We start from the raw sequence: 22,940 nt of genomic DNA on the forward strand, positions 1-22,940 counted from the left end.
CTGCTCCATGCACACGCAGCCGTTCGGTGGCGAAACCGGCGTGATCCTGCGCGAGTGTCTGCCGCCGCTCGCCGTTGCCGCCCTGTTCAGTGGCGGCATCAATATACTGTACCTGGCTTCCCCCCTCTATCTGACCCAGGTTTACAACCGCGTTCTCTCGAGCCAGAGCCTGCCGACGCTTGTCGCTCTGACGCTGGTGCTTGCCTTCTCGCTCGCCGTGATGGGCCTGCTCGACGCGATACGGGCGCGCCTCCTCAACCGGCTCGGAACACGGCTCGACCGGCAGCTCGCGCACCGCGTGCTGGAGGCGAGCGTGGCGCGCGCCGCCCAGCCGAACGGTTTGCGCAGCTCCCAGGCCCTACGGGACCTCGATCAGATCCGCTCCGTGGTCGCGAGCCCTGCCGTCCACTTCCTGTTCGACGTCCCCTGGACGCCACTGTTCTTCGCGATGCTGTTTCTCACCCATCCCCTGCTCGGCGCAACCGCCGCCGCCGGGACCCTGGTCCTGCTGGCGGTGGCTATCCTCAACGAGTGGATGACGCGTCGAGGCGTCGTGCGCGCCAGCGAGACGGCAGCGCGGTCCTACGCCTTCACCGAAAGCCTGATGCGTCACGCGGAGGTGATCCGAGCGATGGGGATGCAAGTCGACGTCACCCGCCACTGGGACACGGACCGGGAAGCGATGCTCGCCGACCAGGGGCGAACGGCCGACCTCAACACGTCGGCGACAGCCCTGATCCGCTTCCTGCGCCTACTGCTGCAGGCCGCTATGCTCGGTGTCGGAGCCTGGCTCGCACTCGATCACACGATCCTGCCCGCCACCATCTTCGCGGCCAGCATCATCATGGCTCGTGCGCTCGCTCCGGTGGAGCAGGCCGTGGCCTCCTGGCGGCAGTTCGGCGGCGGTGCTCAGGCGCTCAAGCGCCTCGAAGCCCTGCTGAGCGAGCACCCAGCACCAGCCGCACGGATGCGGGTCGCCCCCACCGATGGTGGGCTGCGGGCGGACGGTCTCGGCTACGCTTTGCCGGGCGGTCGCATTCTTCTGCGCAACGTCAGCTTCGAGCTGCCAAGGGGCGAGCTTCTCGGCATCGTCGGCCCGAGCGGCGCGGGTAAGAGCACGCTAGTCAAGCTGATCGTCGGCGCCCTAGTGCCGAGCGCGGGGCGCCTGCGCTTCGGCGGAGCGCCGTTGCAGCCCTGGGCCGACCCGGCTATGGGACGCACGATCGGCTACCTGCCCCAGGAAGCCGGGCTCTTCCCGGGCACGATCCGCGACAACATCGCCCGCTTTCAGAGCGGCACCAGCGATCTGGCCGTCGTCGAGGCCGCCGGGCGCGCCGGCGTACACGAGATGATCCTCGACCTACCCGACGGCTACGATACGCGCCTGGGCGAGGGCGGGAGCGGGCTGTCCGGCGGGCAGCGACAGCGCGTCGGACTCGCACGCGCCCTCTTCGGCGACCCGCGCCTCGTCGTCCTGGACGAGCCGAACTCCAATCTCGATGCCGTCGGGGAGAGCGCGCTGATGCAGGCCATCGGCGGGATCCTGGAGCGGGGCGCGAACGTCCTCGTCGTGGCGCACCGTCCGAGCATCATTGCGGCCGCCGATCGCATCCTCGTCGTCGAGGCCGGTACGGTCAGCGCGTTCGGCCCCCGTGCCGAGCTGATCGATGCGCTGCGGCGCAAGCAGGTCCGTCCCGTCGAGACATCGGGCGCGTCGAGGGAGGCGGCCCGATGAGTACCGCCCTCGTCCTGCCCGAACCCGCTCCCGTCGTCGCCCGAGCGGCCAGGGACACGACGCGCGGTCCTATTCTCGCCGGGCTCGCGGTGATGCTGTTGTTCTTCGGTGGCTTCGTCACCTTCGCCGCACTGGCTCCGCTCTCCGGCGCGGTCGTGGCTGGCGGCACGATCAAGGTCGAGGGCAACCGCCAAGCCGTGCAGCACCCTGACGGCGGCGTGGTGCGCGACCTGCGGGTGCGCGAGGGCGATCGGGTTGAGAGCGGCCAAGTCCTGATCCAACTCGACACGGTGGCGGCGAAGGCCAGGGTCGAGACGCTCCAGGCCGAGCGTGATACCCTCAAGGCGCTGGAGGCCCGCTACCTTGCCGAGCGCGGCGGCGCGGCTGGGCCGTCGTTCGATGCCTCCCTGACCCAGCGGCGGGCCAAGCCTTCCGTGGCCGAAGCGATGACGAACCAGACCGCCGTCTTCCGCGAGCGCCGGAACCAGTTCGCTGCGGAGACGGACGTGCGCCGCCAGAAGATCAAGCAGCTCGATGAGGAGATCAAGGGTCACCGCATCGAGATCGAGGGCTTGGCCACGCAGCTCGCACTGATCGAGGATGAACTCGCGGGCGTGCGGCAGATCTACGACAAGGGCTTCGCGCCCAAGACCCGCGTCGTCTCCTTGGCGCGCACGCAAGCGCAGCTCATCTCGGAGAAAGGCACCAAGCTCGCCGCCATTGCGGGAGCCCAGCAGCAGATCGGCGAGACCAACCTCGTCATCATCGCCGCCGAGCGCACCCGCGCGACCGAGACGGCGGAGGGGCTCCGTAACACGCAAGGCAAGCTGACCGAGCTCGAGCCGAAGCTGACGACCGCCCGCGAGGTTCTCGACCGCACTACTATCCGCTCGCCCACGGAGGGCAGGGTTGTCGAGCTGAATGCGTTCACGGTCGGCGGCGTCATCGCCGCAGGCTCGCGCGTTCTCGACATTGTCCCTTCCAAGAAAGAACTGCTCATTGAAGCTCGGATCCCGCCCGAAAACATTGATGAAGTCGCAGCTGGGATGCGAGCCGAGGTGCGCTTCACCGGGGTCGCACAGAAGCGTCGGCCGATCGCAACAGGTCGGGTCGTGACAGTCTCAGCCGACCGCATCGACGACATGGGCACGAGCGGAGGGCATTACACGGCTCAGGTGAAGCTCGATCCGAACGACCTCGCTGCACGCAATGTCACCCTGCAGGCCGGAATGCCAGCACAGGTGGTCGTGTCAACCTATCCGCGCACCATACTCGACTATCTTGTCGCTCCGCTGAGCGACCAAGTCGAGCGCGTCTTCCGCGAGGAGTGAGACGATGGCGGATAAGGATGTCATCACCGGAACTCAACAGAACGCCTGGTTCATCAATTTCGAGGATGACGGGCCCGACGTCGAGGCTGCGTCCTTCGTCAAAGCCGTCAAGCCATCAGGGCCAGCAGGTTCGGAACCGCCGTCGCGGAACGGTGAGCCGAGTGAAGCGCGGCATGGCAATCCGAGCCCCAGTATGGTTAACCTCCTCATGCAGGTTGATGTTGAGCAGAGAAATCCTCGCTCCCTGCTAAAGAAGTCCAGCTCCTCCGCACCTAAATCTCAAGACGGTCATGCCCACAGCTTCGACCGCACGAAGGCAGATCGTGGCACAAAGCAGACGAATAGTAGCGGCTCCGCCATACGTGCAGATATCAATGAAAACGAAGCAAACGTTCCTTCAGGAGGCGAGACAAGCGTAAAGATAGTCAGTTCTGATTCCGATGGTGCGAGCTATACACGCAGAGGACAACTCCGCTTGCTTGTTGCTCTAGCAGCCATGACCGTCACGAGCAGTGTCTTAGTGCTGAATAATCTGGAACGACCAACCGTCAGCCGAAATGCAGGCGATTCATTGACTGGGAGGCTAAACTTGTCAGCGCTACGCGGTGATCAGAAGAGCATGCTACGGGGGCAGTCCTCGCTTGCTATGATGGGCACCACAGCGCCAACGCTGCCTCCCACCATTATTTTCCCACTTGCAGACGAGGGAGTAACAACGCCTGTCACTCCAACCGAAATCCTGCCGCATACCGTATCTGTCGATCAAGGATTGCCCAGAGCAGCGATACAGACAGTACCGACCGCGCTGCCTCCTGCATCAAGTCGAACCGCGAGTATCGCGCTTGCTCCGACGCTCACGCCCATGCTTGATGAGCCTGCCACCCAAGTCACGCTAGAACCGAATTTCGATGGTTCATCGCTTCGGCCGGAGCCCTCCGTTATCCTTGCTGAGCCTCTAGCTGCACCGAATAGCCTACCTTCCGATGGAGAGATGAAGAGCACCCATGGCGGAAGTGTACGTTCTGGCTCCCGCTGGTATGAACGTACCAGGAAGGACACCGTGGAGGAAAATCAGCCCCGATCGCGGGAGCGTACTCACAGTAGACGTCGCCTTGCCATCAAGAAGCCCGTGCAAACTGCGGTCGCCGACCCGGCAGCACCTCACCCAAGCGTGACGCGCTTGCCCGAAACTACGCGTTCGATGCTGCGCCACAATCCGCTCAGGAACATGCGAACTACGAGCCCAAAGTTCGAGACGCCTCGCGTGGCGCAAGCGGAGCGTGCGACCGTCTTCAGCCTTCCAACCGTGCTGCGACCGACTCCATTCTAGTTCCGTGATGCGTTGTGGCTTAAGCATCCAGGAGAAGACACGATGAACTTAGGATCTAAATTTTTTCTTGGCACGTTCGCGACAAGCATGCTGGTCACGAGCATGGTTGGAAGGGCCGATGCAGACTACGCATTCCTTCCACCAATAGCTGATCCAGCTTGGGCTATGCCTTGGCAGCTTAGTCCCGCCTCGGCAGCCTCGCGTGCGCAGGGAGAGCAGACCTTGCTCATTGATATTCAAGGTTTTGGAACAGTGCGAGGTACGCAAACTGCACTTAACTACTTGTTCACTCCATTGTTCGAGCAGTCAGGACGAAATGCACTTGTTGAAGCTTGCCGGGATGTCGTCGCTCAAGCGGCCGGTAAGCTCGGGAGCGTCCAGGTCGAAGCAGTTTCAGCGGGTTCTGAGCGCCGGACACGAGACGGCATCACGGCACCCGTCGCGTTTCGGCTGATCTATGCGCGCTTCAACGGCCGTGAAGATTACGAGGTTCGGCAAAGCACCTTAACCTGCAAGGCCGATCGATTAGGCAAAATTCGAGATGCTTATGTATGATTTATTGTTTTCTGAAGAAAAAAATTATCGCCACCGCGCGAACAGTTTCATGCTTATACCGTCGCGCTTAAGCATTGACGCGTGCGATGTATGGGAAGTTGGCTATGGAGCCGACACGCTCTGGCTCTGCGGTGAGTGCGTTCCAGGCGGCGCAGGAGGCGTTGAGGATCGCCTCGCAGTCAGGGAACACGCGTGTAGAGAGAGAGCTCGCGCAGCCACGCACAGTTTCAGCGCGGATCTGAAACTTTCCGCCCAACCAATCCGTACCGCACCTCATCGTGATGCGCTATGGTTGCGTCACGGCTGGTCTTTGTCCCCGGCACCCAGCATGTTGCCGGAGCATGGCGACTGCGTATAAGCTTCAAAAAGGAAACTGTTTTCTTCATTGGAATCTTCGATGGAGAACTTCTTTGTCCCACCGTTGTGCCCGCGTCGGAGCATGACCGAAGACGATCAACACTGATGGAGAATGCGATGACGACCCGTATGTGGATCGCTGCTGGCACCCTGGCTCTGGGCCTCGGCTGTGCGACAGGCGCCTCGGCACAAATGCAGCAGCCCGGCATGGGCGGTGGCATGCAGCCCGGTATGCAGAATGGCCAGATGCAGGGCGGTATGTCCGGCGGCATGGGGCAGGACGACATGCGGGCCCAGCGCCCGATGCGCTCGAAGAAGATGATGAAGCGCTCATCCAAGAAGAAGATGATGATGAAGCGTCGTCAGCGCTCCATGTAATTCAGTTCGAGGATCGCGTCAGGCCGAATGCGGACGCGATCCTCGCTTGAAAAGATCTTGGGAGAGTTGTTCTGTCTCAATTTGAACTCACTCATACCACGCCAGAGCAGATTGAGGTGGAACGCCGTCGCTGGATGTTTCGTCACCCGCTTGTTATCCGGGTGACACACTGGGTCAACACGCTTGCTATCGCTATCCTGCTGATGAGCGGGCTGCAGATCTTCAATGCACATCCAGTTCTCTACTGGGGGCAGGTTTCAACCTTCGATCATCCTCTGCTGTCGATGACCTCAAGCGAGGACGATCCGCCGCGCGGCGTCACCAATATATTCGGGCGTTCCTACGACACTACCGGGTATCTTGGCGTGTCGCCGAGTGGCACCGGCGAACTCGCCGACCGCGGCTTCCCAAGTTGGATCACGCTGCCAGCCGACCAGGACCTCACCGGCGGGCGGCGCTGGCACTTCTTCTTCGCCTGGGTCCTCGTGCTCAACGGCCTCGCCTACCTCGCCTATGGCCTTGTGAGCGGTCAGCTCCGGTTCCGGCTGATCCCGACGCGCCATCAGCTTCGCCACTTCGGCGCGTCGGTCCGGGAACACCTGACATTGCGGTTCCCGCAAGGGGACGAAGCCAAGCGCTACAACGTCATTCAGAAGCTGACCTACCTCGTCGTGGTCGCCGTGCTGCTCCCGCTGCAGGTGCTGGCCGGCCTTGCGATGTCGCCCGCGATGAATGCCGCGGCGCCCTTCCTTCTCGACCTCTTCGGCGGTCGCCAGTCCGCCCGCACGGTGCATTTCGTGATCGCCGGCCTGCTCGTGCTCTTCGTCGTCGTGCACGTCGCATTGGTGTTCCTCTCGGGCTTCTGGAACAACATGCGCGGTATGCTCACGGGCTGGTTCGTGATCGCTCGCCAGATCCGGCCGCTGCGCGCGACGACACGCACAGGAGAACCAACGTGAGGCGTCTACCGAGCCGCCGAGGGCTCCTGCTCGGCGCGGCGAGCACGGCCCTGGCCGCCAGCCTCGGCGGCTGCGATCGGCTCGGGAACGAAGATTGGTTTCCGCGCACACTCGATACGGGTGAGGACGCCAATCTCTTCGTGCAACGTCTGCTCCTGCGCGAGGCGACCCTCGCCCCGGAGTACACGGCGGCCGAGATCTCCCCCTGGTTCAAGCCGAACGGTACGGAGAGCCCGCCCGATCGGGCTTACAAGGCTCTTGCCCGACGCGGTTTTCGAGACTTCCACCTCGTGGTGGACGGCTTGGTGGATCATCCGCTCAAGCTCTCACTTGCCGAGCTGCGTGCCCTGCCCTCGCGCACGCAGATCACCCGCCATGACTGCGTCGAGGGCTGGAGCTGCATCGGGGGATGGACGGGTGTGCCCCTGTCCGAGCTGCTGCAGCGGGCCGGACTGAAGCCGCAGGCCCGCTACATCGTCTTCCACTGCGCCGACACGATGGAGGGCGGGGAGGCCGATAGTGCGGGTGATGGCGAGAGTGATGACGTGGGCGGTTCGGAACAAGCCAATCCAAACATGACCAAGCGGAGCGGCAACGCGGAGGATAAGCGCGATACGAACGGGCCGAGCGACGCCGAGGACAATCCGCCGAAGCGAACGTCGCCCTCATCGGAGCCCGTGCGCTACTACGAGAGCATCGATCTCGTGGATGCCTACCATCCGCAGACCATCCTGGCCTACGCCATGAACGGTCAGCCGCTGCCCGTGGCCCATGGCGCGCCCTTGCGCCTGCGCCTGGAACGGCAGCTCGGCTACAAGCAGGCCAAGTACGTGATGCACATCGAGGTGGTCGAGAGCTACACCGCGATCGGTCGGGGCCAAGGCGGGTACTGGGAGGATCAAGGCTACGCCTGGTACGCAGGCATCTGAGAAGAACCGAGGCTGCCCGAAAGATATGGTACTTCGGGACCCCGTCGCCAAGGCGACGGGGTCAGATCTCGAAAGCGTTACAGGCCCTGATTGATTGCCTGACGACTAGAACGTGCCAAACTTATAGTTCAGCCCAGCGCGTACGAGATCACCATCGTTTCGCACACGCGCGCTGTAATTGCCTGGGCCGCCGTTGACACCAGGAATGGCGAAGCGGTCACCGCCAAGATTGTAGTGCAGGTACTCGGCCTTCAGCGTCACCGCACTCGAGCGGAAGAAGTTGAAGAACGAGTCGGTGGGCAGCGCATACTCAATACCACCGCCGTAGGCGTAGCCGGTCTGGATGTCGTTCTGCCGCCCGTTGAAGAACGGAATTGTGCCGTTCGGAGCGAAGAAGGTCACGCGGTTGTTGACGCCGCCGTAGGCGAAGCCGCCCGTGCCGTAGACCATGAAGCGGTCGAAGGCATAGCCGACGCGCCCGCGTACGGTGCCGAGGAAGTCGAGGCCGCCTTGGTAGGTGTTGACCCGCGTGGTGGCGACCGCGCCGGGCGTGACGAGCGGGCCAAAGTTCGTGGTGTTGCTCAGCGTGCGGATCCGGTTGAGGTCGGTATAGGCGGCGTCCGCCTCGATACCGATCACGAAGCCTGAGCCCGGCGTGAATTGATAATTGTAGCCGATCTGGCCGCCGCCGGTGAACCCATCGTTACGCACGCGGGCCGCGGTCGGGCGCAGGCCGACGGCGAGCGCGGCGTTGTTGTTGGCGAGGTCGCCGGTCGTGCGGTCGAAGCGGGTATCGCCGTCGAAGACGTAGCCGGCGTTGATGCCGAAGTAGGCACCGGTCCAGGTGAACACCGGGGCGACCGGCGTGAACACTGGGGGCGCTGCGCGGCGGGGCAGGTCGGCGGCCAGGGCCGCGCTGGAGGTCGCGATGGCCGCGCTGGTCAGAAGAAGCTTCTTGAGCATCGGTGTCACCTGGGTTCGGGCTGATCTCACCGCCGGCCTGAACCGTGGCTATGAGCATAACGTCGAGCTTAAGCGCGATGGTTCAATCATCTCAGTCGAAAACAGGTCGCAGGTGGCCCTTTAAAATCTGGTGTGGCTTCAAAGACGCATTTTGGTTTGGTGACGCGGAAGGCCTGGAAATGCTCGTCGTACACGTGTCAACAAAACGACCCGTTCCTGACAGGCCAGCTGGTCGGCCAAGGCTGACGCGCCTTACGCGCCAGCCGCGCGTGCGGGAGGATGTCAGGAAACCCCGCCTCCTATTCAAACGTCAGGAAAACGCTCACCGAGCTTGACAGCCGTGGCCCTCTGTCCGGTCCATTGAGGCCTGCCTCATCGGACCGGTCCAACTCAGGTCCACATGAGCGGCATTCCAGATCGGACCGCGTCGTTGGTGGAGGTTACAGATCCATCTGGACTGGTCATGCGCGACCGGCATGTCCTTATGGGTATACCAATACGGATAGAAGGCGATGCGACGGGCAGGCGCCGGTTCAATCAGATGGTTCACCTGGTGCCAGTTCAGTTTGGCCGGTCTGGTAGGTTTCTCCGGGCCGCCCCGAGGCTGGTTAACGAAGGGCATGCCCAACCTGAACCATCACGAGACGCCCGATGCGGGCACTTGCAACGGCCAGGGCCTGCGGCAGCGGCTGCGCGACGAGGATCTGCTCACCCGGATCCGCATCACGCGGATAGTGCTGGCGGCAGCCCACCGCGATATAGCTCGGCCTAATCTCAACGTATTTGTCTGGAATGTTACACAATCATAACGCGAGTTGCGCTAACACATGCACTTGAAAATAACATGTTATAATCTGATACCATAACTAATAATTAACAATATATATCAAGTCTAAATCGTCATCAGACCTGGTCGGTAGCGCGCAGCGGATCGATCGGCCACTCACGCACCGGCATTCTCCCAATGCGCCTCTCAATCAAAAATACACTGGCCTACTTATTCGGTGGGTTGGCGCTTATTTCATGCACTCAAGGCGCTGTTGCTTTGATCAAATTGTCTAGCATCCGGCACAGCGTTGCTGAAGTCGCACAAAACTGGATGCCGTCTGTTTCAGCAACCAATGCAATTCGAGCTGAGATTGATCAAATTCGCATCAAACAGTACCGCCTCATCAGTGACGGAGCCAATGAGCAGCACCGCTTGGAAAATCGCAGCCAATTTGAAATGAGCGTTGATCGTGCTGCAAAAGCGCGGGCTCGGTACGAACCACTCATATCATCAGCGGAAGAGCGCGCGCTCTATGAAATCTTTTCTGCCGATTGGATAAAATACAACCAAGTTGCAAGCGAGATCCTGCGCCTTGTAGTGTCTGGTCAAACAAGTAAGGCGGCGGAGACGCTGTTAAGCACACAAAATGTTGCTATTTATGATGCGATGCGTGAGACGCTCAATCGCATTGTTGCTCTGAACGAACGCGGTGCCCAACGTGACGCTGATGCCAGCGTCACTGCTGCGGCTGCCGCTACACTGGTGTCAGCCTTGGCTGTCGGCTTGGGTCTGGCCGCGGCTCTAGGCGCAATGCTCTTCGGCCTACTGCGGATCGCGCGCCCTCTGGCTCGTATGACCGACATGATGCGCATCCTGGCATCCGGGGATGCCGCAGCGCATATTCCCTACGGCGATCGGCGGGACGAAATCGGCGCCATGGCTGCAGCGGTTCAGGTGTTCAAGGACAACCTGATCCACACGCGTCAGCTCGAGGAGGAGACGGCGCTCGCCCGCGCTTCAGCAGAGGAGCAGCGCCGCGCCGGAATGCGCCAGATGGCCGACAGCTTCGAGGCTGCGGTGGGCAGCATTGTCGGTATGGTGTCCGCGTCAGCGACCGAGCTGCAGGCGACCGCCCAGACCATGACCGCTACTGCGACCGAGACGGCCGCTCAGTCCACCGCCGTCGCAGCGGCTGCTGAAGAGGCGTCCGCGAACGTTGGCACCGTCGCGGCGGCGGCTGAAGAACTCGGCGCGTCCGTCCAGGAGATCGGCCGTCAGGTCGATGGCTCGGCCCGACTCGCGCAGGCCGCCGTCGCTGAGGCCGGGCAGACGGCGCATCAAGTTCGGGCGCTGACCGAGGCGACCGCCCGCATCGGCGACGTCGTCGGCATGATCTCGTCGATTGCTGCGCAGACGAACCTGCTGGCGCTCAACGCCACGATCGAGGCCGCCCGCGCTGGCGAGGCGGGCCGCGGCTTCGCGGTCGTTGCTGCCGAGGTCAAGCAGTTGGCGGGGCAGACCGCGAAGGCAACAGATGAGATCACGGGCCAGATCGCGGCGATCCAGGCCTCGACCGGCCAGGCGGCCGGCGCGATCGGCAAGATCACGACGCGGATCGAGGAGATCTCGGGTGTCGCCACCTCGATCGCCGCGGCGGTGGAGGAGCAGGGCGCGGCGACCCAGGAGATCGTGCGCAACGTCTCCCAGGCGGCGGCCGGCACCGGCGAGGTGACAGGCAACATCGTGGGTGTGGCACGTGCATCCGAGGATACGGGAGCAGCAGCGTCACAGGTGCTTGGAGCGGCCGGCGAGCTGTCGCGCCAGGCCGAGCACCTCTCAGCCGAGGTCGCGCGCTTCCTCAATACCGTGCGGGCGGCCTGATGTTCTCAGGGTTGAGGTGCCGCAATAGACTCGCGCAGTCACAGCCCTAACTGATCACCCGTCACACCAGCCTGCCATCCGCTCCGCTGGCGTCACCTGCGAGCCGGGCCTCCTCTCGGAGGGAGTACCCCGGCTCGCTGCCCTTTCAGGCTATCCTGGCAAGGATGCGGCTGACCTGCACGGGCGTCCAAAGACTTCCACGGGCTGTGGGGATGCTGCGAGCATTCAAAGCGTCAGCGACAGACTGTAACTGGTCGATAATGAGGGTTAAATCGGCGGCGTGTCGCTTGACTCGCTCCTGACGTACGCGGATGCTAGTCTCCCGGCGTTTAGCCATGAAGCGATCGATCCCAGTTCTCATGCCTGCTCTGCTGCCGCGCTGTGGTTTCCCTAACCTGTGCTTGGATCATTAGCCAGGACCGGGCCAGTGTAGGCCAGGGCGGCCATGTACACCGAGTGGCCAACCGCGTCGTGGCTTCTGGCGAGTTTTCCGGAGGCTAACCGGTACCTCTCATGTAGCAAATAAGTCACGGACGCGCGCCTGATGACTGCGTATGCTCGCCTAAAATAGGGGGGTGAAGTATGTGCGGATCTAAAATAGAAGCGCGAGGCAAGCTCACCGTCATCAACAATCCAGCCAGTAGGCCGCCAGCTCTTGTCATCGCTGTGCTGCTTGGGTTGGTAGCAACAGGATTGACGATCCAAGCTGAAGCCCTCGGAATTGTCCATCTGCCTGACCAAATACCCTCTGCGCTCCGTTTGCCCTCATGGTAAGCGCCTGAAACCGTAGGGCGAGCCTCCGCGCATAGCTCCTTACGATGCCCCGTGACGATTTTCGCTGGCCTGTTATGAATTTCTGCAGACCGACCGCCTCACCACTCGGGCCCACTCGAGGAGGCGCGAGCAATGTCGATCACCGTTGATTGGTTCTGGACCCCAGAACCAGACGGTCGCTCTCGAGTGCGACAGGTCTACTGTGATGACAAACTGATCGGGCGTGTGCGCCGTCGGCAGAAAGACAAAGATGGTCTCATCCAGGAGTGGTTCATCGCCGAGCGGCTGGAAGGTGCTTTCTACACGCCAGTCAATGGTGAGCATCCGACCTTCAAGGCGGCGCTAAACCGGTTCACAATGCACGGCGTGGCGCGGTGAGCCATCCTCCCGCCGACCCCGAACCGCTTGACGTCATCGCCCCCGAGCTGCACGAGCGCTCCCGAACTACAATGCAACCACGCTTCGTGCTTGTGTGTCTGTGCAAGCGCGGATCGCCGACCTGGTAGGATGGGCTTAACCACCAAACGGGCTAGGCTTCCCTCGAATAGCAGGCCTCCGACTCGGGGAGTAGGGATGCCTATCCGGCCGGAGCACCGCTTCTTCTACCCCATCGACTGGCCGCAGCTCTCCGACGCGATCCGCTTCCGCCGGGCGCGGGGCCGGTGCGAGGAATGCGCCCGTCCGCACCTGCAGCGGGTCTTCCACCTCGGCGACGGCCGGTGGTGGGATGCCGAGATCTCCGGCTGGCGCGATGGTCAGGGGCGCCGGCTCCGGCAGCGTGACGAGGACCTGCTCGCCCGGATCCGCATCACGAAGGTGGTGCTGGCAGCAGCTCACCGTAACCACGACACGGCCAACAACGAGGACGCCAACCTGGCGGCGTTCTGCCAGCGCTGCCACATGCTGCACGACCGCGACGAGCATCAGCGCCGCCGCTGGCGCACGCTGTTCCGGCGCAAAGCGCTGGGTGACCTGTTCCAGGGGCCGTATCCAACGGCTTGAGCTGAAACCTTCACCGGTCTCGGCAGCCGGCATCGTTCAAAGCTCCAGAGGTCCGATGCGGCAGGCAAGGGCGCGTCCAAGTGCCAAGAGCAGGGTGTCGACCGACCGGCGCAGTCCAAGCCTCTCCGGTCCAGCAAACTCATCGATGGCTTGCCGCGCCTGAATGGCACAGGCTGCCGCACGATCGAGGGGCATCTCGGTATCGTCCTCTACAAAGAAGAACGCGCGGTCTTCCACTCGCCCGTCGTGCTTGCTCTCGGTGATGTCGATGACGATGCCACGCCCGGTCATGCCCCCTGTACGCTCGTCACGCTCGTAGCGGCCCCGAGCGAGCACCCAACGCAGGTCACTGGGCCCAGGGAGTGTCCGGTATTCGATGACGAACAAGCCACCATGATCGCGTACGCGGTTGAGCTTGCCGAAGAATGCTGCCCGATCGTCCGGATGGATCACTCGAGAGTATGCCGCCAGTGGCAGGCCTCCGGCGGCCCGAACCGGATCCAAGCCGAACAGGGCGGCCGTCGTCGCATCGCTGACAGTGCGATCGGTGAGGGACTCGGTCTCCCAAGTGCCGACCTGCGAGGCGGTCAGTGCGTCTGGCACGAAGGAGAGTACGGATCGGGTGACCTGGTTCGGCATGTCTCAAGCCTGCGACGCACGCCAAGATTGCAGAACCTATCGAGGTTGTGGGACTTTTGTTCCATATGTGATTGACATTGGTGGAAGCGGAGAACACTGGGGATATATATTTTCCTAACCCTCGTTGGTTCCCGCGAGAGAGGAGGCGAGGATGAACGTAGTGTCATTCCCAGCCAAAATGCCGCGCCCATCTTCGGACGGGTTGCGTCGCTTGAACGAGATCGCCGGCGTGCTCGGCGTATCCGTCGACACATTCAGTGCAACTGCTCAGCTTCATGTCCTGCACACGGGCGAGGACGGCGAGCGCTGGCTCCTAGAGCTCGATGGTCAAGGCACGCCTACAATACGCCTCGACAGTCCGGCAGCGGAGCAGGGCACGCCTGGGGAGAGCGTCCAAGCCTTCCTCGCTCGTGAGGTCGGGAGCCCCCAGCATCAAGCGCTTGCCGCGCTCATTGACCGCCTCCTCACGGGACATCTGCTGTTTGATGCCGGATAAGCCGATCGACCGATACTGAAGCCGGCATCTGACGTCCGTGGCTTGGCTGTTCATCTCCCGCAGGCCAATGGTACCCTCTGGCCGGGTCGGAGAGGCAGTTGCGGGATATTCCAGGAGAGAAGCGCCAGATCGCGGCTGCGTTACGCACCGGCACCATCGCCGAGCGCGATCGCCCGGCAGCCTTCGTCCTCGACGAAGCGACCGGGTCCGCGGCCAACCCGTTCCCGTCCACGACGGCCGGCGTCGCCCGCCAGCGCTGGAGCCTGCGCGAGATCGAGTTCGAGGCGATGCAGGTCGCCTCGGCCGGGCTGCCGTGCCTGATGGCCGCCCTGGCGTGCCTGCCGTCCGGCGAGCCGCTGCGCCAGGAGATCCTGCGGACACCGGCCCACGTCCTCTACCTGCTCCACCATGGCGAGAGCGGCCGGATCGTCGGGGCGGTGCTGCACGGCAAGCCGCGCGAGGCGCTGCCGCCGTTCGCCAAGCTCAAGGCCAGCCCCAAGGCTGCTCCCAGGCGTCCGCGCCGGCGACGCGTGAGCCCCCAGCAGCTCGACCTGTTCGAAAGCCATCCCGCCTGACGTCGATGGGGGGATGGGCACGATGGACATGGGCCCGCTCAGACTGGCGAGAGGAACGCGCCAACCCCCATCGCAGCGGGCTTTGTTGCGCGTATGTCACAGGGGTAAATTGCAACCTAGGGATTTCAAGATTGGATTGGTTAGGCTATTCGTATGCTGCGAGGACGCAGCACTAAGAACGAATAGGTTTGGGTGTTAGGAGATGGACGATATCAGCCCGCCTACCAATCAGATGATCGACCTCGCCGCCGCCATCATCGGCGCTTACGTTTCTAGAAACAACGTGCCAGCCTCGGAGCTGCCGAGCCTCATCACTGCGACCCACGCAGCATTGGTGAAGCTTGGGCAGCCGGCTGGGCCCGTCGAAGCCGAGAAGCCCACGCCGCCGATCCCGATCCGCCGGACGGTCACCCCCGACCACATCATCAGCCTGGAGGACGGCAAGCCCTACAAGACGCTGAAGCGGCATCTGGCCGGCCGCGGGCTCACCCCCGAAGCCTACCGCCAGAAATGGGGCCTACCGCCGGACTACCCGATGGTCGCCGCCAACTACGCCGCCCAGCGCTCCGAGCTCGCCAAGAGTTCTGGCCTCGGCCAGAGCGGACGTGATTGCACCGCACAAGTCGCGGCGCGCAGCGGTGGAAAGAGTGATAAGGGTCTAGCCCGGCGTGGGCGGCCGAGAAAGGTCACCTAACCGATCAGGCAGCCTCAGGACGGCATCGAGTGTCACAGCCGCACTGATCTAGCCTGAGGCCCGAGGGCTCCGCTTCAGTGCTGAGCAAGCCCGGCTGCCATATTCACCGCCAAAGCCAACACGCTGGTGTTGAAAAAATACGCATAGATTGTCTGCACCGTCGCGATCCTGCGCATATGCTTCGCGGTGATATCGGTGTCGGACGTCTGCGATGTGGCGCCGATCGTCACAGAAAAATAGAAGAAATCCCAGAAATCAGGACTCTCGTCGCCGTTGAAGTTAAGCCCACCTCGAGGTTTGCCATCCTCCTCGCCGTAGTAGACGTGCGCATAGTGAGTCGTGAAGACCACCTGGACGAAGACCCATGCGCAGACGAGGGTGAGGGCGGCCAGACCGAGATGAGGGATGCGGTAGGCATCCTGCCCCTGCTCACCAAACAGGAGCATCGCCACAGCGCCGCAACTCGCCGCAGCAGCGAGAACCGCGAAGAGCGAGATCGTGAAAGCACTGTCGTCGAGCCGGGAGGCTTGGCGGCGCAGCGCCTCTCCGGAACCGTGAGCCGCTTGCAGGATGATCAGGACGATATAGGCGACGACGCCGACGCACCAGCCGACCAGGAGCCGCGTCCATACGCCGGGTATCGGAAGCAGCAGGGCGAGAGCTAGAGCCAGCGTGGCGCAGACGAGCAGACGGGGGCGCAACCAGAATGCACGTGCGGGACCGAAAAGACGCATGATCAGAACTCGACGCCGAAGCGGAGACGGACGGCGTGTCGCGCGAACTGGTTCAGGTTGAAGGCTCGAACTGAAAAGTCCGGGTCACGATCATGACCGAACACCTGCGTCGAATAGGCCAAGGTGAAGAAGCCCTTCTCCATGACTTGGTAGTTTAGCACCGGTCCGACGAACACCGCGTGGCCGAGAAAGCGGTTCAGGTAGGTGCCGTCATAGGCGCGCATGTATCGGGTTTCTGGCCCAACAAAGAGACCGTTCGCGACCTTCGCCATCAGCGTGCCTGAGACGGACAGGGTCGAGCCCCGATCGACGTCGCCGCTTCCCTTCGACCGCGCCACCTGGGGATCGTAGATCAAATTGAGGCCTCCCCACAGCTTGTCCGGCAGGATGCGGGCATCGGCGATGAGGCGGGTCTCGACGCTGAACACGTCGGCACCCTGTCCCTCGATTGGGGTGATGCGGGCGTACTGCGGCTCCACCTGAAGAGCGAGGCTAAAGGGCCGCTCGTCCGTCCGCTTGAAGAACTGATACTTGAGTTCCAGTGAGCCGCCATTGAAGGTGCCGAAGCTTTTATCCGGCACACCTGCGATATTATGGCTGTTGCGCGCATCGAACAGGAGCCCCGGTTCAACGCTTAAATTGTCAGTCGGATCGTACTGGTAGCTGATCAAAGGCTGCGCTGCGCTGTAGCCTGAGCGGCCTGGACCATCCCGGCGCTTGCTGAAGCGGCCGATCATGTCGAAGAGGAGTTCCTGCTCGCCCTTCTTGCCGGTGTCGGTGCCCTCGGTGAAACCGAACAGGTTCTCTGTGTCGACCTTATCCGGCACGCCGCCTTTGCTACTGTCTTGCGCTGCGAGACCTGAGGCCTGAATCAGGATCAACGCGGATGAAACCAAGCCAGCCCGAACAGCGGGGCTGCCGATGGTAGTCAGGGGACAACGCGGCATCTAAACCTCTGATCACGGGGATCTATATCCGTGATCCAGCTTCCCGAATGCGCTTCCGGGGGCACACCTCAACAAATTTGCATATTCGCGCGACCACGTGAGGCACCTGCTATGTCCTGTTACGCCATTGCAGTAGCGCGAGAGCGAGGTGACACATTCGAACATTCAACCGCCGGTGATAGGCATGTCGTCCTGTCTGCTCATGATGACTGTGCTAGGACGCTTGGATGCCTCAGATACGCCAGAGGCTGACCCTGGACTTCCGGATCTGAACCGCCACTTTCCAACCTAAGCGGACTCCTCGCATCCATGCGCTTCAATCCGCGCAAGATGGTCCTGATGCTGACGCTGCAGGTTTTCAAAGGTGGCCAGGAGCGCTTCCGCTTCGTCAGTCGGCAGGCTCTTCCGCCGCAGGCGAGTGATTAGGTCACGTTGCTTCGCGATGCGCTGTGCACCGTTCTTGACGTGCCGCCTGACCATATCGAGTTCGGTTTCGCCTTCACGCATTGAGCATCATAGCGGACGTACCCCGCCCGGGAAACATCCGCTTTCCACCGATTTTGTTGAAAAACTCGGAGATGGCGCCTGCGGCCTCGTTTCACGCCCCACCTAGGAGAAAATCCATCTTCAATCGCAGCGGCAACTACGCGTTTACACCCGGAAGAGCTGTATCATAAAAAAATTCATTCTACGTGGCGCTTTGTGCAAGGTGCTGCTTCAGCTGGCGTTGGAGTTTTTCAACACAATCCACCTATAACAGACCGCAGCGCGGCGCTCCAAGGTCCGTTCGTTATTCCAGCCGTCCATAGGGGCATACCGCAACGGACACCACCGCGGCCGGCCGGAAAACTGTCTGCAAGGGTCGCATTCACCCAATGGACAATCGAACATGTGGACATGATCCAAACGGACGATGCGGTGCAGCCGCTTCGCCCTGCGCGGGAACCTGGTTCGCTTTGGGCATGCTGATGAAGCACCGACAGCGTCTTACATCTCGACCTGCGTGCCCAACTCGACGACCCGCGGCGGCGGGATGCGGTAGTAGTCCGGGGAGCGAACGGCGTTGCGCGCCATGAACGCATAGAGCGGCTCCAACCAGCGACTCAGCTCCGGTCGTAGCGACGGCACCGGGTTCTCTCGACCGATGAAGAACGATGCTTCGTCCGGATCGAAGCCAATCTCACTATGGTGCAGCCGCAGCGCCGCCATCACATCCGGCTTCTCCGCGAAGCCGAAACGCAATTGCGCGAGGCTGAAGCCCGACCCCAGCGGTTCAAGCGTAATACGCTGGCCTTCCATGAGCCGTGGCGCGCGTTCGGTTGTCACCTGCAGCAGTACGACCCGGTCATGCACCACACCGTTGTGCCGCACATTCAGCCTCAGTGCCGCTGAGACGACGTCGGTGCGGGTTGTGAAATAGATCGCGGTTCCCGGTATCCGCACCGGCGCATCTGGCCGATCGAGGCCCGCGATGAAGTCGCTCAACATCACCGCGTTCTCGGCCCGGCGCGCGAAGGCGATCGCCCGACCCTTGCGCCAAGTCAGCATCAGCGTCAGCGCGACCGCCCCCACCAGCAGCGGGAACCAGCCTCCGGCCGGGATCTTGTGCGCGTTCGCCGCCACGAAGGTCAGATCGAGCGCCAAGAACAGGCCGGCCACCGGGAAGACCAACGCCGCGGGCCAGCGCCACAGGCCATGCGCGACGGTGGCCACGAGCACCGTCGTCACCGTCATGTCGCCTGCCACTGCGATCCCATACGCGTTGGCCAGCGCATCCGACGAGCGGAAGCCGAACACGAGGCCGAGCACAACGATGGCCAGGAGCCAGTTCACTTGCGGCACGTAGGCCTGACCAGCCGACTCGTCGGACGTCTGCCGGACCTCCAGCCGCGGGATGACGCCGAGCTGGATGGCCTGCTGTACGAGCGCGAACGCCCCTGAGAGAACGGCTTGGCTCGCGATTACCGTGGCGAGTGTCGTCAGCCCCACTGCCGGCACGAGTAGCCAACCGGGGAACAGCAGAAAGAACGGGTTGGCCGCCGCCGTTGGGTCGGCCAGGACGAGAGCGCCCTGGCCGAGGTAATTCAGCACGAGGGCGGGCAAGACGAGGGCGAACCAGTCGATGCGGATCGCGCCGCGGCCGAAGTGGCCCATGTCGGCGTAGAGCGCCTCGCCGCCGGTCAGCGCCAGAAAGACGGAGCCCAGTACCGTGAAGGTCGTCGCACCGCCTGCGTGGCTCACGTAGGCGAGGGCATGACGAGGGTCGAGCGCCATCAGCACGCCCGGCCGCTGCAGCAGGTGCGCGAGACCAGCGAGCGCCAGCGTCATGAACCACGCGGCCATGACCGGACCAAACAGCGCGCCAACGCTGCCGCTGCCGTAGCGCTGGATCGCGAACAAGCCGACCAGGACAAGGGCCGCGATAGGTACGACGTAGGGGGCAACCACAGGGGTCGCCACCTGCAAGCCCTCGACGGCGCTGAGCACCGAGATGGCGGGGGTGATCATGGCATCGCCGAAGAACAGGGCGGCACCGGCCAGCCCGACGATGAGGAGCGCCGGCTGGAGGCGGCCGGCAACCGGCACCGCGAGGGCGAGCAGCGACATAGTCCCACCCTCCCCTTGGTTGTCGGCGCGCATGACGAAAACAACGTACTTGAGGGCTACGACGAGAAGGACAGCCCAGAACACCATCGAGAGTACGCCCAGGACAGTGGTCTCGACGGCGGTGTCGCCGGCGGCCTTGAGAGACTCGCGGAAGGCGTAGATTGGGCTGGTGCCGATGTCGCCAAAGACGATGCCGAGGGCACCAAGCAGCAGGGCCGGTCGCACCGGGTGCTTGGCTGCAGCGGGTGTTGAAACTGCTTCGGCCGAGGCTGTCAACGTCTCATCTCCTGGGCGAGAGGATGATCGGAGCGGACAATGCCCCTTCCGAAGGACGGGAAGTGCTGCCCGCAGGACTAACGCATAGCCTCAGTTTCGGTCGCCTGTCTGGCGATCGACCTGCACCGGAGATCGTTCAAAAGCGCATTAAGGCGCTGCCGTATGCAGGTCCGCTTTAAACGCTGGTTCTGGAAGGCCTGAACAGCTGGCCCGGGCCAGGAGGAGCCCCTCGTAGGGCCAAGCTGACGACGATTTCGGCTCATGGAGCCAAGTATAGCCTCTAGAATGTGTCGCCCATGACCCTGAACTGGTGTAGCTTGCACTAACGGCGGCGCTGATGCTCGTCGCCGCCGTGCAGCACATCACCCTGCCAACCCGCTATGCCTGACGCTGATCGACAGGGGCGCTTGGGAATGGCTCAGGCTGCCTTACGGGGCCGGCCCAATCCGCTGTTCTTAGCGAGCTCCGAACGCTGAGCTGCATAGGTGGCTGCCACCATTGGGTAGTCGTGCGGCAAGCCCCACTTCTGGCGATACTGGTCCGGGGTGAGCCCACGGGTCGACAGGTGGCGCTTGAGCGACTTGTACTGGCGGCCGTCCTCGAGACTGATGATGTAATCCGGTGTCACCGTCTTCTTGATCGGCACTGGCGGCGTCAGCTTCTCGGGTTGCTCAGCAACTGCCTGCCCCAGGTTCATCAACGAGGTGTGGACCGACGCGATCAGGTTCGGCAGCTCCGCAACCGGAACCGAGTTCTTGGACACATAGGCCGACACGATGTCGGCGGCGAGCTCAACGAGAGTGGCCGAGGAGCCTTGTTCTTGTTGGGGCACTGACAGCTTTCCTACTCCATGGCTCGGTTCAGGATCGAGCAACGGCAGCGTATCGAGCATCCCACAGGGTGTACAACCCTGAATTGGCGGCGCACCTACCTGATCCAGTGGATGACGACATCCTCGATGGCAAAATACACACCGACCACGGTGATCACAAAACCTCCCGCCACGAGGAGCACACCCGAAAGCGACAGCGTGCATTGGGTACGCTGTCGCCGCCATGGGTTCGTCGGATCTGACGTCACTCGGCCGTGTTGGCCTCGGCCTTATTCGGCCGGCCGCGGCGTGCAGGCTTCGCGTCCACGGGTGCGGTGACGACCGGATCAGGCTCGGTCCGCTTCTCAGCCGCTCTCTTGGCAGCAGCCAGATCACGCCGGAGCTGTCCGAGGCCGAGGCTCTTGGCAAGCTCGGACCGCCGCGCTGTGTAAGAGGCCGCCACCATCGGGTAGTCGCGCGGCAGACCGTATTTCTGCCGGTACTCGTCTGGGGTCGTACCGTTTGAGGTCAGGTGCCGCTTCAGCGACTTGTAGGACTTCCCGTCGATGAAGCTGACGATGGCGTCCGGGGTGATGGACTTGCGGATCTGGGCCGCTGTGACCTTATGATCCTCGGTCGGAATGGCGGCGGGTTGGCCGAGGCCGCTCAGCGCGGCATGCACCGAGGCGATCAGGCTCGGCAGTTCGGTGATCGGAACGTTGTTCTTGCTCACATACGCCGATACGATATCGGCCGCGAGGTCGATGAATTCAAGCTGTTGGGCTTGGGGCTCGTCCGACACGTAAATTCTTTCTGCTACGAGGATCCATCCTGATCCGAACACGGAAAACTCTATGGAGAACCGCCGACGTAGGGCAAGTTCCTGCCGGTATGTGATCTCCGGCAATCCCAAGGATAATCTCGTTCTTCAGTACTTTATCGCGCTGGACCGCTGACATCGACGGCAACCTCTGCGCCCGCGCACCTCGCGGATTTAACCGCCACTCGTGACACCAACTCACAAGATCCCCCATGCTCGGTATCGTCCTCGTCCGGTGAGCTCGCGCAGGCCGAGTTCGGCCACGAGGGTCTGGGCGGCGCGGGGTGTGACCCCGAGCTCGTCTGCGATGGTGGTGGTGGAGACCAGCGGGCGGGCCAGAACGAGGTCGATGAGGCGGGGCAGGCTGGAACTCCCTCTCCTCCCCCGCACCTTGAGTAGTAGCCCCTCGCGCGCCAGCATCCAGCGGTTGTGATCCCTCATGCTCTGCTCGGCACCCGCAGTGACGGCGCCAAGGACCGCCAGCCAGCGGGTCAGTGGGTCGCGCACGAGCCAGCGATCGCGCGGCACGCGGCGCAGGGCGCTGGCGAGAGCGGGCAGGTGGTGTCGACATTTGCCGCGCGCGCGCAGGAGGTCGGCGGTGAGGAGCGACCCGAGCCATGCGCGGTGCTGAAGCGGTTCGAGGGCGGCCCAGGCATCGTAGGCGACGGTGGCGACAAGGATGGGGGGCAGGGTGCGGGTGTCGGCGACCACCTGGCGCCAGTTGCTGAGGCGGTCGGTCTCACCCCAGGCTGGGTCGTAGAGCAGCGGCGTTTTCTCCCTCACCGGGCCGGTGTCGGCGAGAAGGCGACTGGAGCGGGCGATCAGGGCGTCGATGCCGGCGAGTTCGGCAGCGAAGGCATCGTCGGCATCTTCAAGATCCCCCTCCCCGTCTACGTCGTCGTTCGGCGGCGCAGCTGATGCCGATGCTTCGGCCTGATTTTCCGCCCCATCCGGGTCCTCGGCCAGGGCAGCGAGTCCGGTGGGGCTGGTGGCCCATCCGGGTTCGGCGGCGGCGATGCGGCGACGGGTACGCAGGACGGTGTGGGCGAGGGTGAGTTCCTGAGAGGGCGCGTGCCGATCACGGCCTGCGTCGTGGAGGACGAGGTCCTCGAGGAGCACGAGGTCGCCCTGGAGGGTGAGGCTGGCGCAGGCGTCGGCGAAGTCGGTGCGGGTGCGCCAGCCGTCGCGGATGGGGCTGGTCGCGAGGAGTTGGTCGAGGCGGGCGAGTGTGTCCTCGGCGGCGGCGAGCGGTGTGGCGAGGGCGGCCCAGGGGAGCGGGTCGGGCAGACGGTAACTCATTGCGAGGATTGTACCAATCCGTCATAACGGAAGCGAGTAAAGCTTTCGCTTCCCGCACCGGCATCACTGCGTGAGTGCT

General features: G+C 63.1%; 23 protein-coding genes. 14 read left to right on the forward strand and 9 right to left on the reverse strand.

Annotation, left to right across the window (positions count from 1 at the left end):
• The first annotated feature begins 7 nt into the window (after positions 1–7).
• The 7 genes from FF100_RS28415 (at position 8) to FF100_RS28445 (ending at position 7,574) form a co-directional block, all read left to right on the forward strand.
• Positions 8–1,735: a type I secretion system permease/ATPase gene (locus FF100_RS28415; RefSeq protein ID WP_171070366.1), complete on the forward strand. Its 1,728-nt coding sequence runs from the start codon at positions 8–10 to the stop codon at positions 1,733–1,735.
• The gene (locus FF100_RS28420; RefSeq protein ID WP_139039123.1) at positions 1,732–3,066 is read left to right on the forward strand and encodes an HlyD family type I secretion periplasmic adaptor subunit; all 1,335 of its coding nucleotides are present in this window, start codon (positions 1,732–1,734) and stop codon (positions 3,064–3,066) included. The genes FF100_RS28415 and FF100_RS28420 overlap by 4 nt, the downstream gene beginning before the upstream one ends.
• A gap of 4 nt (positions 3,067–3,070) precedes the next feature.
• The gene (locus FF100_RS28425) at positions 3,071–4,396 is read left to right on the forward strand and encodes a hypothetical protein (RefSeq protein WP_139039124.1); all 1,326 of its coding nucleotides are present in this window, start codon (positions 3,071–3,073) and stop codon (positions 4,394–4,396) included.
• Positions 4,397–4,438: 42 nt separating this feature from the next.
• On the forward strand, positions 4,439–4,951 hold the full coding sequence (locus tag FF100_RS28430; protein WP_139039125.1) for a hypothetical protein: 513 nt from the start codon (positions 4,439–4,441) through the stop codon (positions 4,949–4,951).
• Positions 4,952–5,425: 474 nt separating this feature from the next.
• Entirely contained in the window at positions 5,426–5,686 is a 261-nt protein-coding gene (locus FF100_RS28435; RefSeq protein ID WP_139039126.1) for a hypothetical protein, read from the forward strand.
• A gap of 134 nt (positions 5,687–5,820) precedes the next feature.
• Positions 5,821–6,645, forward strand: a complete 825-nt coding sequence (locus tag FF100_RS28440) for a cytochrome b/b6 domain-containing protein (RefSeq protein ID WP_139039196.1) — start codon at positions 5,821–5,823, stop codon at positions 6,643–6,645.
• The gene (locus tag FF100_RS28445) at positions 6,642–7,574 is read left to right on the forward strand and encodes a molybdopterin-dependent oxidoreductase (protein WP_139039127.1); all 933 of its coding nucleotides are present in this window, start codon (positions 6,642–6,644) and stop codon (positions 7,572–7,574) included. The genes FF100_RS28440 and FF100_RS28445 overlap by 4 nt, the downstream gene beginning before the upstream one ends.
• Positions 7,575–7,679: 105 nt before the next feature.
• On the opposite strand, the gene FF100_RS28450 is transcribed toward FF100_RS28445, so the two are convergent.
• Entirely contained in the window at positions 7,680–8,537 is an 858-nt protein-coding gene (locus FF100_RS28450) for an outer membrane protein (protein WP_139039128.1), read from the reverse strand.
• Between the two features lie 620 nt (positions 8,538–9,157).
• Here FF100_RS28450 and FF100_RS28455 point away from each other — a divergent pair.
• The 4 genes from FF100_RS28455 to FF100_RS28470 all read left to right on the forward strand — a co-directional run bounded on the left by FF100_RS28455 (position 9,158) and on the right by FF100_RS28470 (position 12,963).
• Entirely contained in the window at positions 9,158–9,346 is a 189-nt protein-coding gene (locus tag FF100_RS28455) for a hypothetical protein (protein ID WP_139039129.1), read from the forward strand.
• A 155-nt stretch (positions 9,347–9,501) separates the two neighbouring features.
• Positions 9,502–11,187 (forward strand): methyl-accepting chemotaxis protein, encoded by a 1,686-nt coding sequence (locus FF100_RS28460; protein ID WP_139039130.1) that lies wholly within the window; start codon positions 9,502–9,504, stop codon positions 11,185–11,187.
• Positions 11,188–12,093: 906 nt separating this feature from the next.
• Positions 12,094–12,339 (forward strand): hypothetical protein, encoded by a 246-nt coding sequence (locus tag FF100_RS28465; protein WP_139039131.1) that lies wholly within the window; start codon positions 12,094–12,096, stop codon positions 12,337–12,339.
• 195 nt (positions 12,340–12,534) lie between these two features.
• The gene (locus tag FF100_RS28470; protein ID WP_139039132.1) at positions 12,535–12,963 is read left to right on the forward strand and encodes a hypothetical protein; all 429 of its coding nucleotides are present in this window, start codon (positions 12,535–12,537) and stop codon (positions 12,961–12,963) included.
• 36 nt (positions 12,964–12,999) lie between these two features.
• On the opposite strand, the gene FF100_RS28475 is transcribed toward FF100_RS28470, so the two are convergent.
• Positions 13,000–13,602 carry a PAS domain-containing protein gene (locus FF100_RS28475; RefSeq protein ID WP_139039133.1) on the reverse strand — a complete coding sequence of 201 codons (603 nt, stop codon included), beginning with the start codon at positions 13,600–13,602 and terminating at the stop codon, positions 13,000–13,002.
• A gap of 211 nt (positions 13,603–13,813) precedes the next feature.
• On the opposite strand from FF100_RS28475, the gene FF100_RS28480 reads away from it, so the two are divergent.
• From FF100_RS28480 to FF100_RS28490, 3 genes are all read left to right on the forward strand, one after another.
• Positions 13,814–14,098, forward strand: coding sequence for a hypothetical protein (locus tag FF100_RS28480; RefSeq protein WP_139039134.1), 285 nt, complete (start codon positions 13,814–13,816; stop codon positions 14,096–14,098).
• A 98-nt stretch (positions 14,099–14,196) separates the two neighbouring features.
• Positions 14,197–14,673, forward strand: a complete 477-nt coding sequence (locus FF100_RS28485; RefSeq protein WP_246102472.1) for a hypothetical protein — start codon at positions 14,197–14,199, stop codon at positions 14,671–14,673.
• Positions 14,674–14,875: 202 nt separating this feature from the next.
• Positions 14,876–15,367: a Ros/MucR family transcriptional regulator gene (locus FF100_RS28490; protein ID WP_139039135.1), complete on the forward strand. Its 492-nt coding sequence runs from the start codon at positions 14,876–14,878 to the stop codon at positions 15,365–15,367.
• 74 nt (positions 15,368–15,441) lie between these two features.
• Here FF100_RS28490 and FF100_RS28495 read toward each other — a convergent pair whose 3' ends face one another.
• The 7 genes from FF100_RS28495 to FF100_RS28525 form a co-directional block, all read right to left on the reverse strand.
• Positions 15,442–16,101, reverse strand: coding sequence for a DUF1345 domain-containing protein (locus FF100_RS28495; protein ID WP_139039136.1), 660 nt, complete (start codon positions 16,099–16,101; stop codon positions 15,442–15,444).
• 2 nt (positions 16,102–16,103) lie between these two features.
• Positions 16,104–17,048: a hypothetical protein gene (locus FF100_RS28500; protein ID WP_139039137.1), complete on the reverse strand. Its 945-nt coding sequence runs from the start codon at positions 17,046–17,048 to the stop codon at positions 16,104–16,106.
• Between the two features lie 288 nt (positions 17,049–17,336).
• Positions 17,337–17,555 (reverse strand): hypothetical protein, encoded by a 219-nt coding sequence (locus FF100_RS28505; protein ID WP_139039138.1) that lies wholly within the window; start codon positions 17,553–17,555, stop codon positions 17,337–17,339.
• Positions 17,556–18,035: 480 nt separating this feature from the next.
• A complete protein-coding gene (locus tag FF100_RS28510; RefSeq protein ID WP_425463365.1) occupies positions 18,036–19,931 on the reverse strand; it encodes a potassium transporter Kup in 1,896 nt (631 codons plus the stop codon).
• A gap of 418 nt (positions 19,932–20,349) precedes the next feature.
• A complete protein-coding gene (locus FF100_RS28515; protein WP_139039139.1) occupies positions 20,350–20,823 on the reverse strand; it encodes a Ros/MucR family transcriptional regulator in 474 nt (157 codons plus the stop codon).
• A 184-nt stretch (positions 20,824–21,007) separates the two neighbouring features.
• Complete coding sequence (locus tag FF100_RS28520) at positions 21,008–21,544, reverse strand: Ros/MucR family transcriptional regulator (RefSeq protein WP_139039140.1); 537 nt, start codon at positions 21,542–21,544, stop codon at positions 21,008–21,010.
• A gap of 216 nt (positions 21,545–21,760) precedes the next feature.
• A complete protein-coding gene (locus FF100_RS28525; RefSeq protein WP_139039141.1) occupies positions 21,761–22,861 on the reverse strand; it encodes an RHE_PE00001 family protein in 1,101 nt (366 codons plus the stop codon).
• Positions 22,862–22,940 lie beyond the last annotated feature (79 nt).

Source organism: Methylobacterium terricola, from assembly GCF_006151805.1.
Classification (GTDB): Bacteria; Pseudomonadota; Alphaproteobacteria; order Rhizobiales; family Beijerinckiaceae; genus Methylobacterium; species Methylobacterium terricola.

Coding starts and splice junctions, on each gene's coding strand:
- FF100_RS28415 (WP_171070366.1), top strand. CDS start 8: ATGCACACGCAGCCGTTCGGTGGCGAAACCGGCGTGATCCTGCGCGAG.
- FF100_RS28420 (WP_139039123.1), top strand. CDS start 1,732: ATGAGTACCGCCCTCGTCCTGCCCGAACCCGCTCCCGTCGTCGCCCGA.
- FF100_RS28425 (WP_139039124.1), top strand. CDS start 3,071: ATGGCGGATAAGGATGTCATCACCGGAACTCAACAGAACGCCTGGTTC.
- FF100_RS28430 (WP_139039125.1), top strand. CDS start 4,439: ATGAACTTAGGATCTAAATTTTTTCTTGGCACGTTCGCGACAAGCATG.
- FF100_RS28435 (WP_139039126.1), top strand. CDS start 5,426: ATGACGACCCGTATGTGGATCGCTGCTGGCACCCTGGCTCTGGGCCTC.
- FF100_RS28440 (WP_139039196.1), top strand. CDS start 5,821: ATGTTTCGTCACCCGCTTGTTATCCGGGTGACACACTGGGTCAACACG.
- FF100_RS28450 (WP_139039128.1), bottom strand. CDS start 8,537: ATGCTCAAGAAGCTTCTTCTGACCAGCGCGGCCATCGCGACCTCCAGC.
- FF100_RS28455 (WP_139039129.1), top strand. CDS start 9,158: ATGCCCAACCTGAACCATCACGAGACGCCCGATGCGGGCACTTGCAAC.
- FF100_RS28460 (WP_139039130.1), top strand. CDS start 9,502: ATGCGCCTCTCAATCAAAAATACACTGGCCTACTTATTCGGTGGGTTG.
- FF100_RS28465 (WP_139039131.1), top strand. CDS start 12,094: ATGTCGATCACCGTTGATTGGTTCTGGACCCCAGAACCAGACGGTCGC.
- FF100_RS28470 (WP_139039132.1), top strand. CDS start 12,535: ATGCCTATCCGGCCGGAGCACCGCTTCTTCTACCCCATCGACTGGCCG.
- FF100_RS28475 (WP_139039133.1), bottom strand. CDS start 13,602: ATGCCGAACCAGGTCACCCGATCCGTACTCTCCTTCGTGCCAGACGCA.
- FF100_RS28490 (WP_139039135.1), top strand. CDS start 14,876: ATGGACGATATCAGCCCGCCTACCAATCAGATGATCGACCTCGCCGCC.
- FF100_RS28495 (WP_139039136.1), bottom strand. CDS start 16,101: ATGCGTCTTTTCGGTCCCGCACGTGCATTCTGGTTGCGCCCCCGTCTG.
- FF100_RS28500 (WP_139039137.1), bottom strand. CDS start 17,048: ATGCCGCGTTGTCCCCTGACTACCATCGGCAGCCCCGCTGTTCGGGCT.
- FF100_RS28505 (WP_139039138.1), bottom strand. CDS start 17,555: ATGCGTGAAGGCGAAACCGAACTCGATATGGTCAGGCGGCACGTCAAG.
- FF100_RS28515 (WP_139039139.1), bottom strand. CDS start 20,823: ATGCTCGATACGCTGCCGTTGCTCGATCCTGAACCGAGCCATGGAGTA.
- FF100_RS28525 (WP_139039141.1), bottom strand. CDS start 22,861: ATGAGTTACCGTCTGCCCGACCCGCTCCCCTGGGCCGCCCTCGCCACA.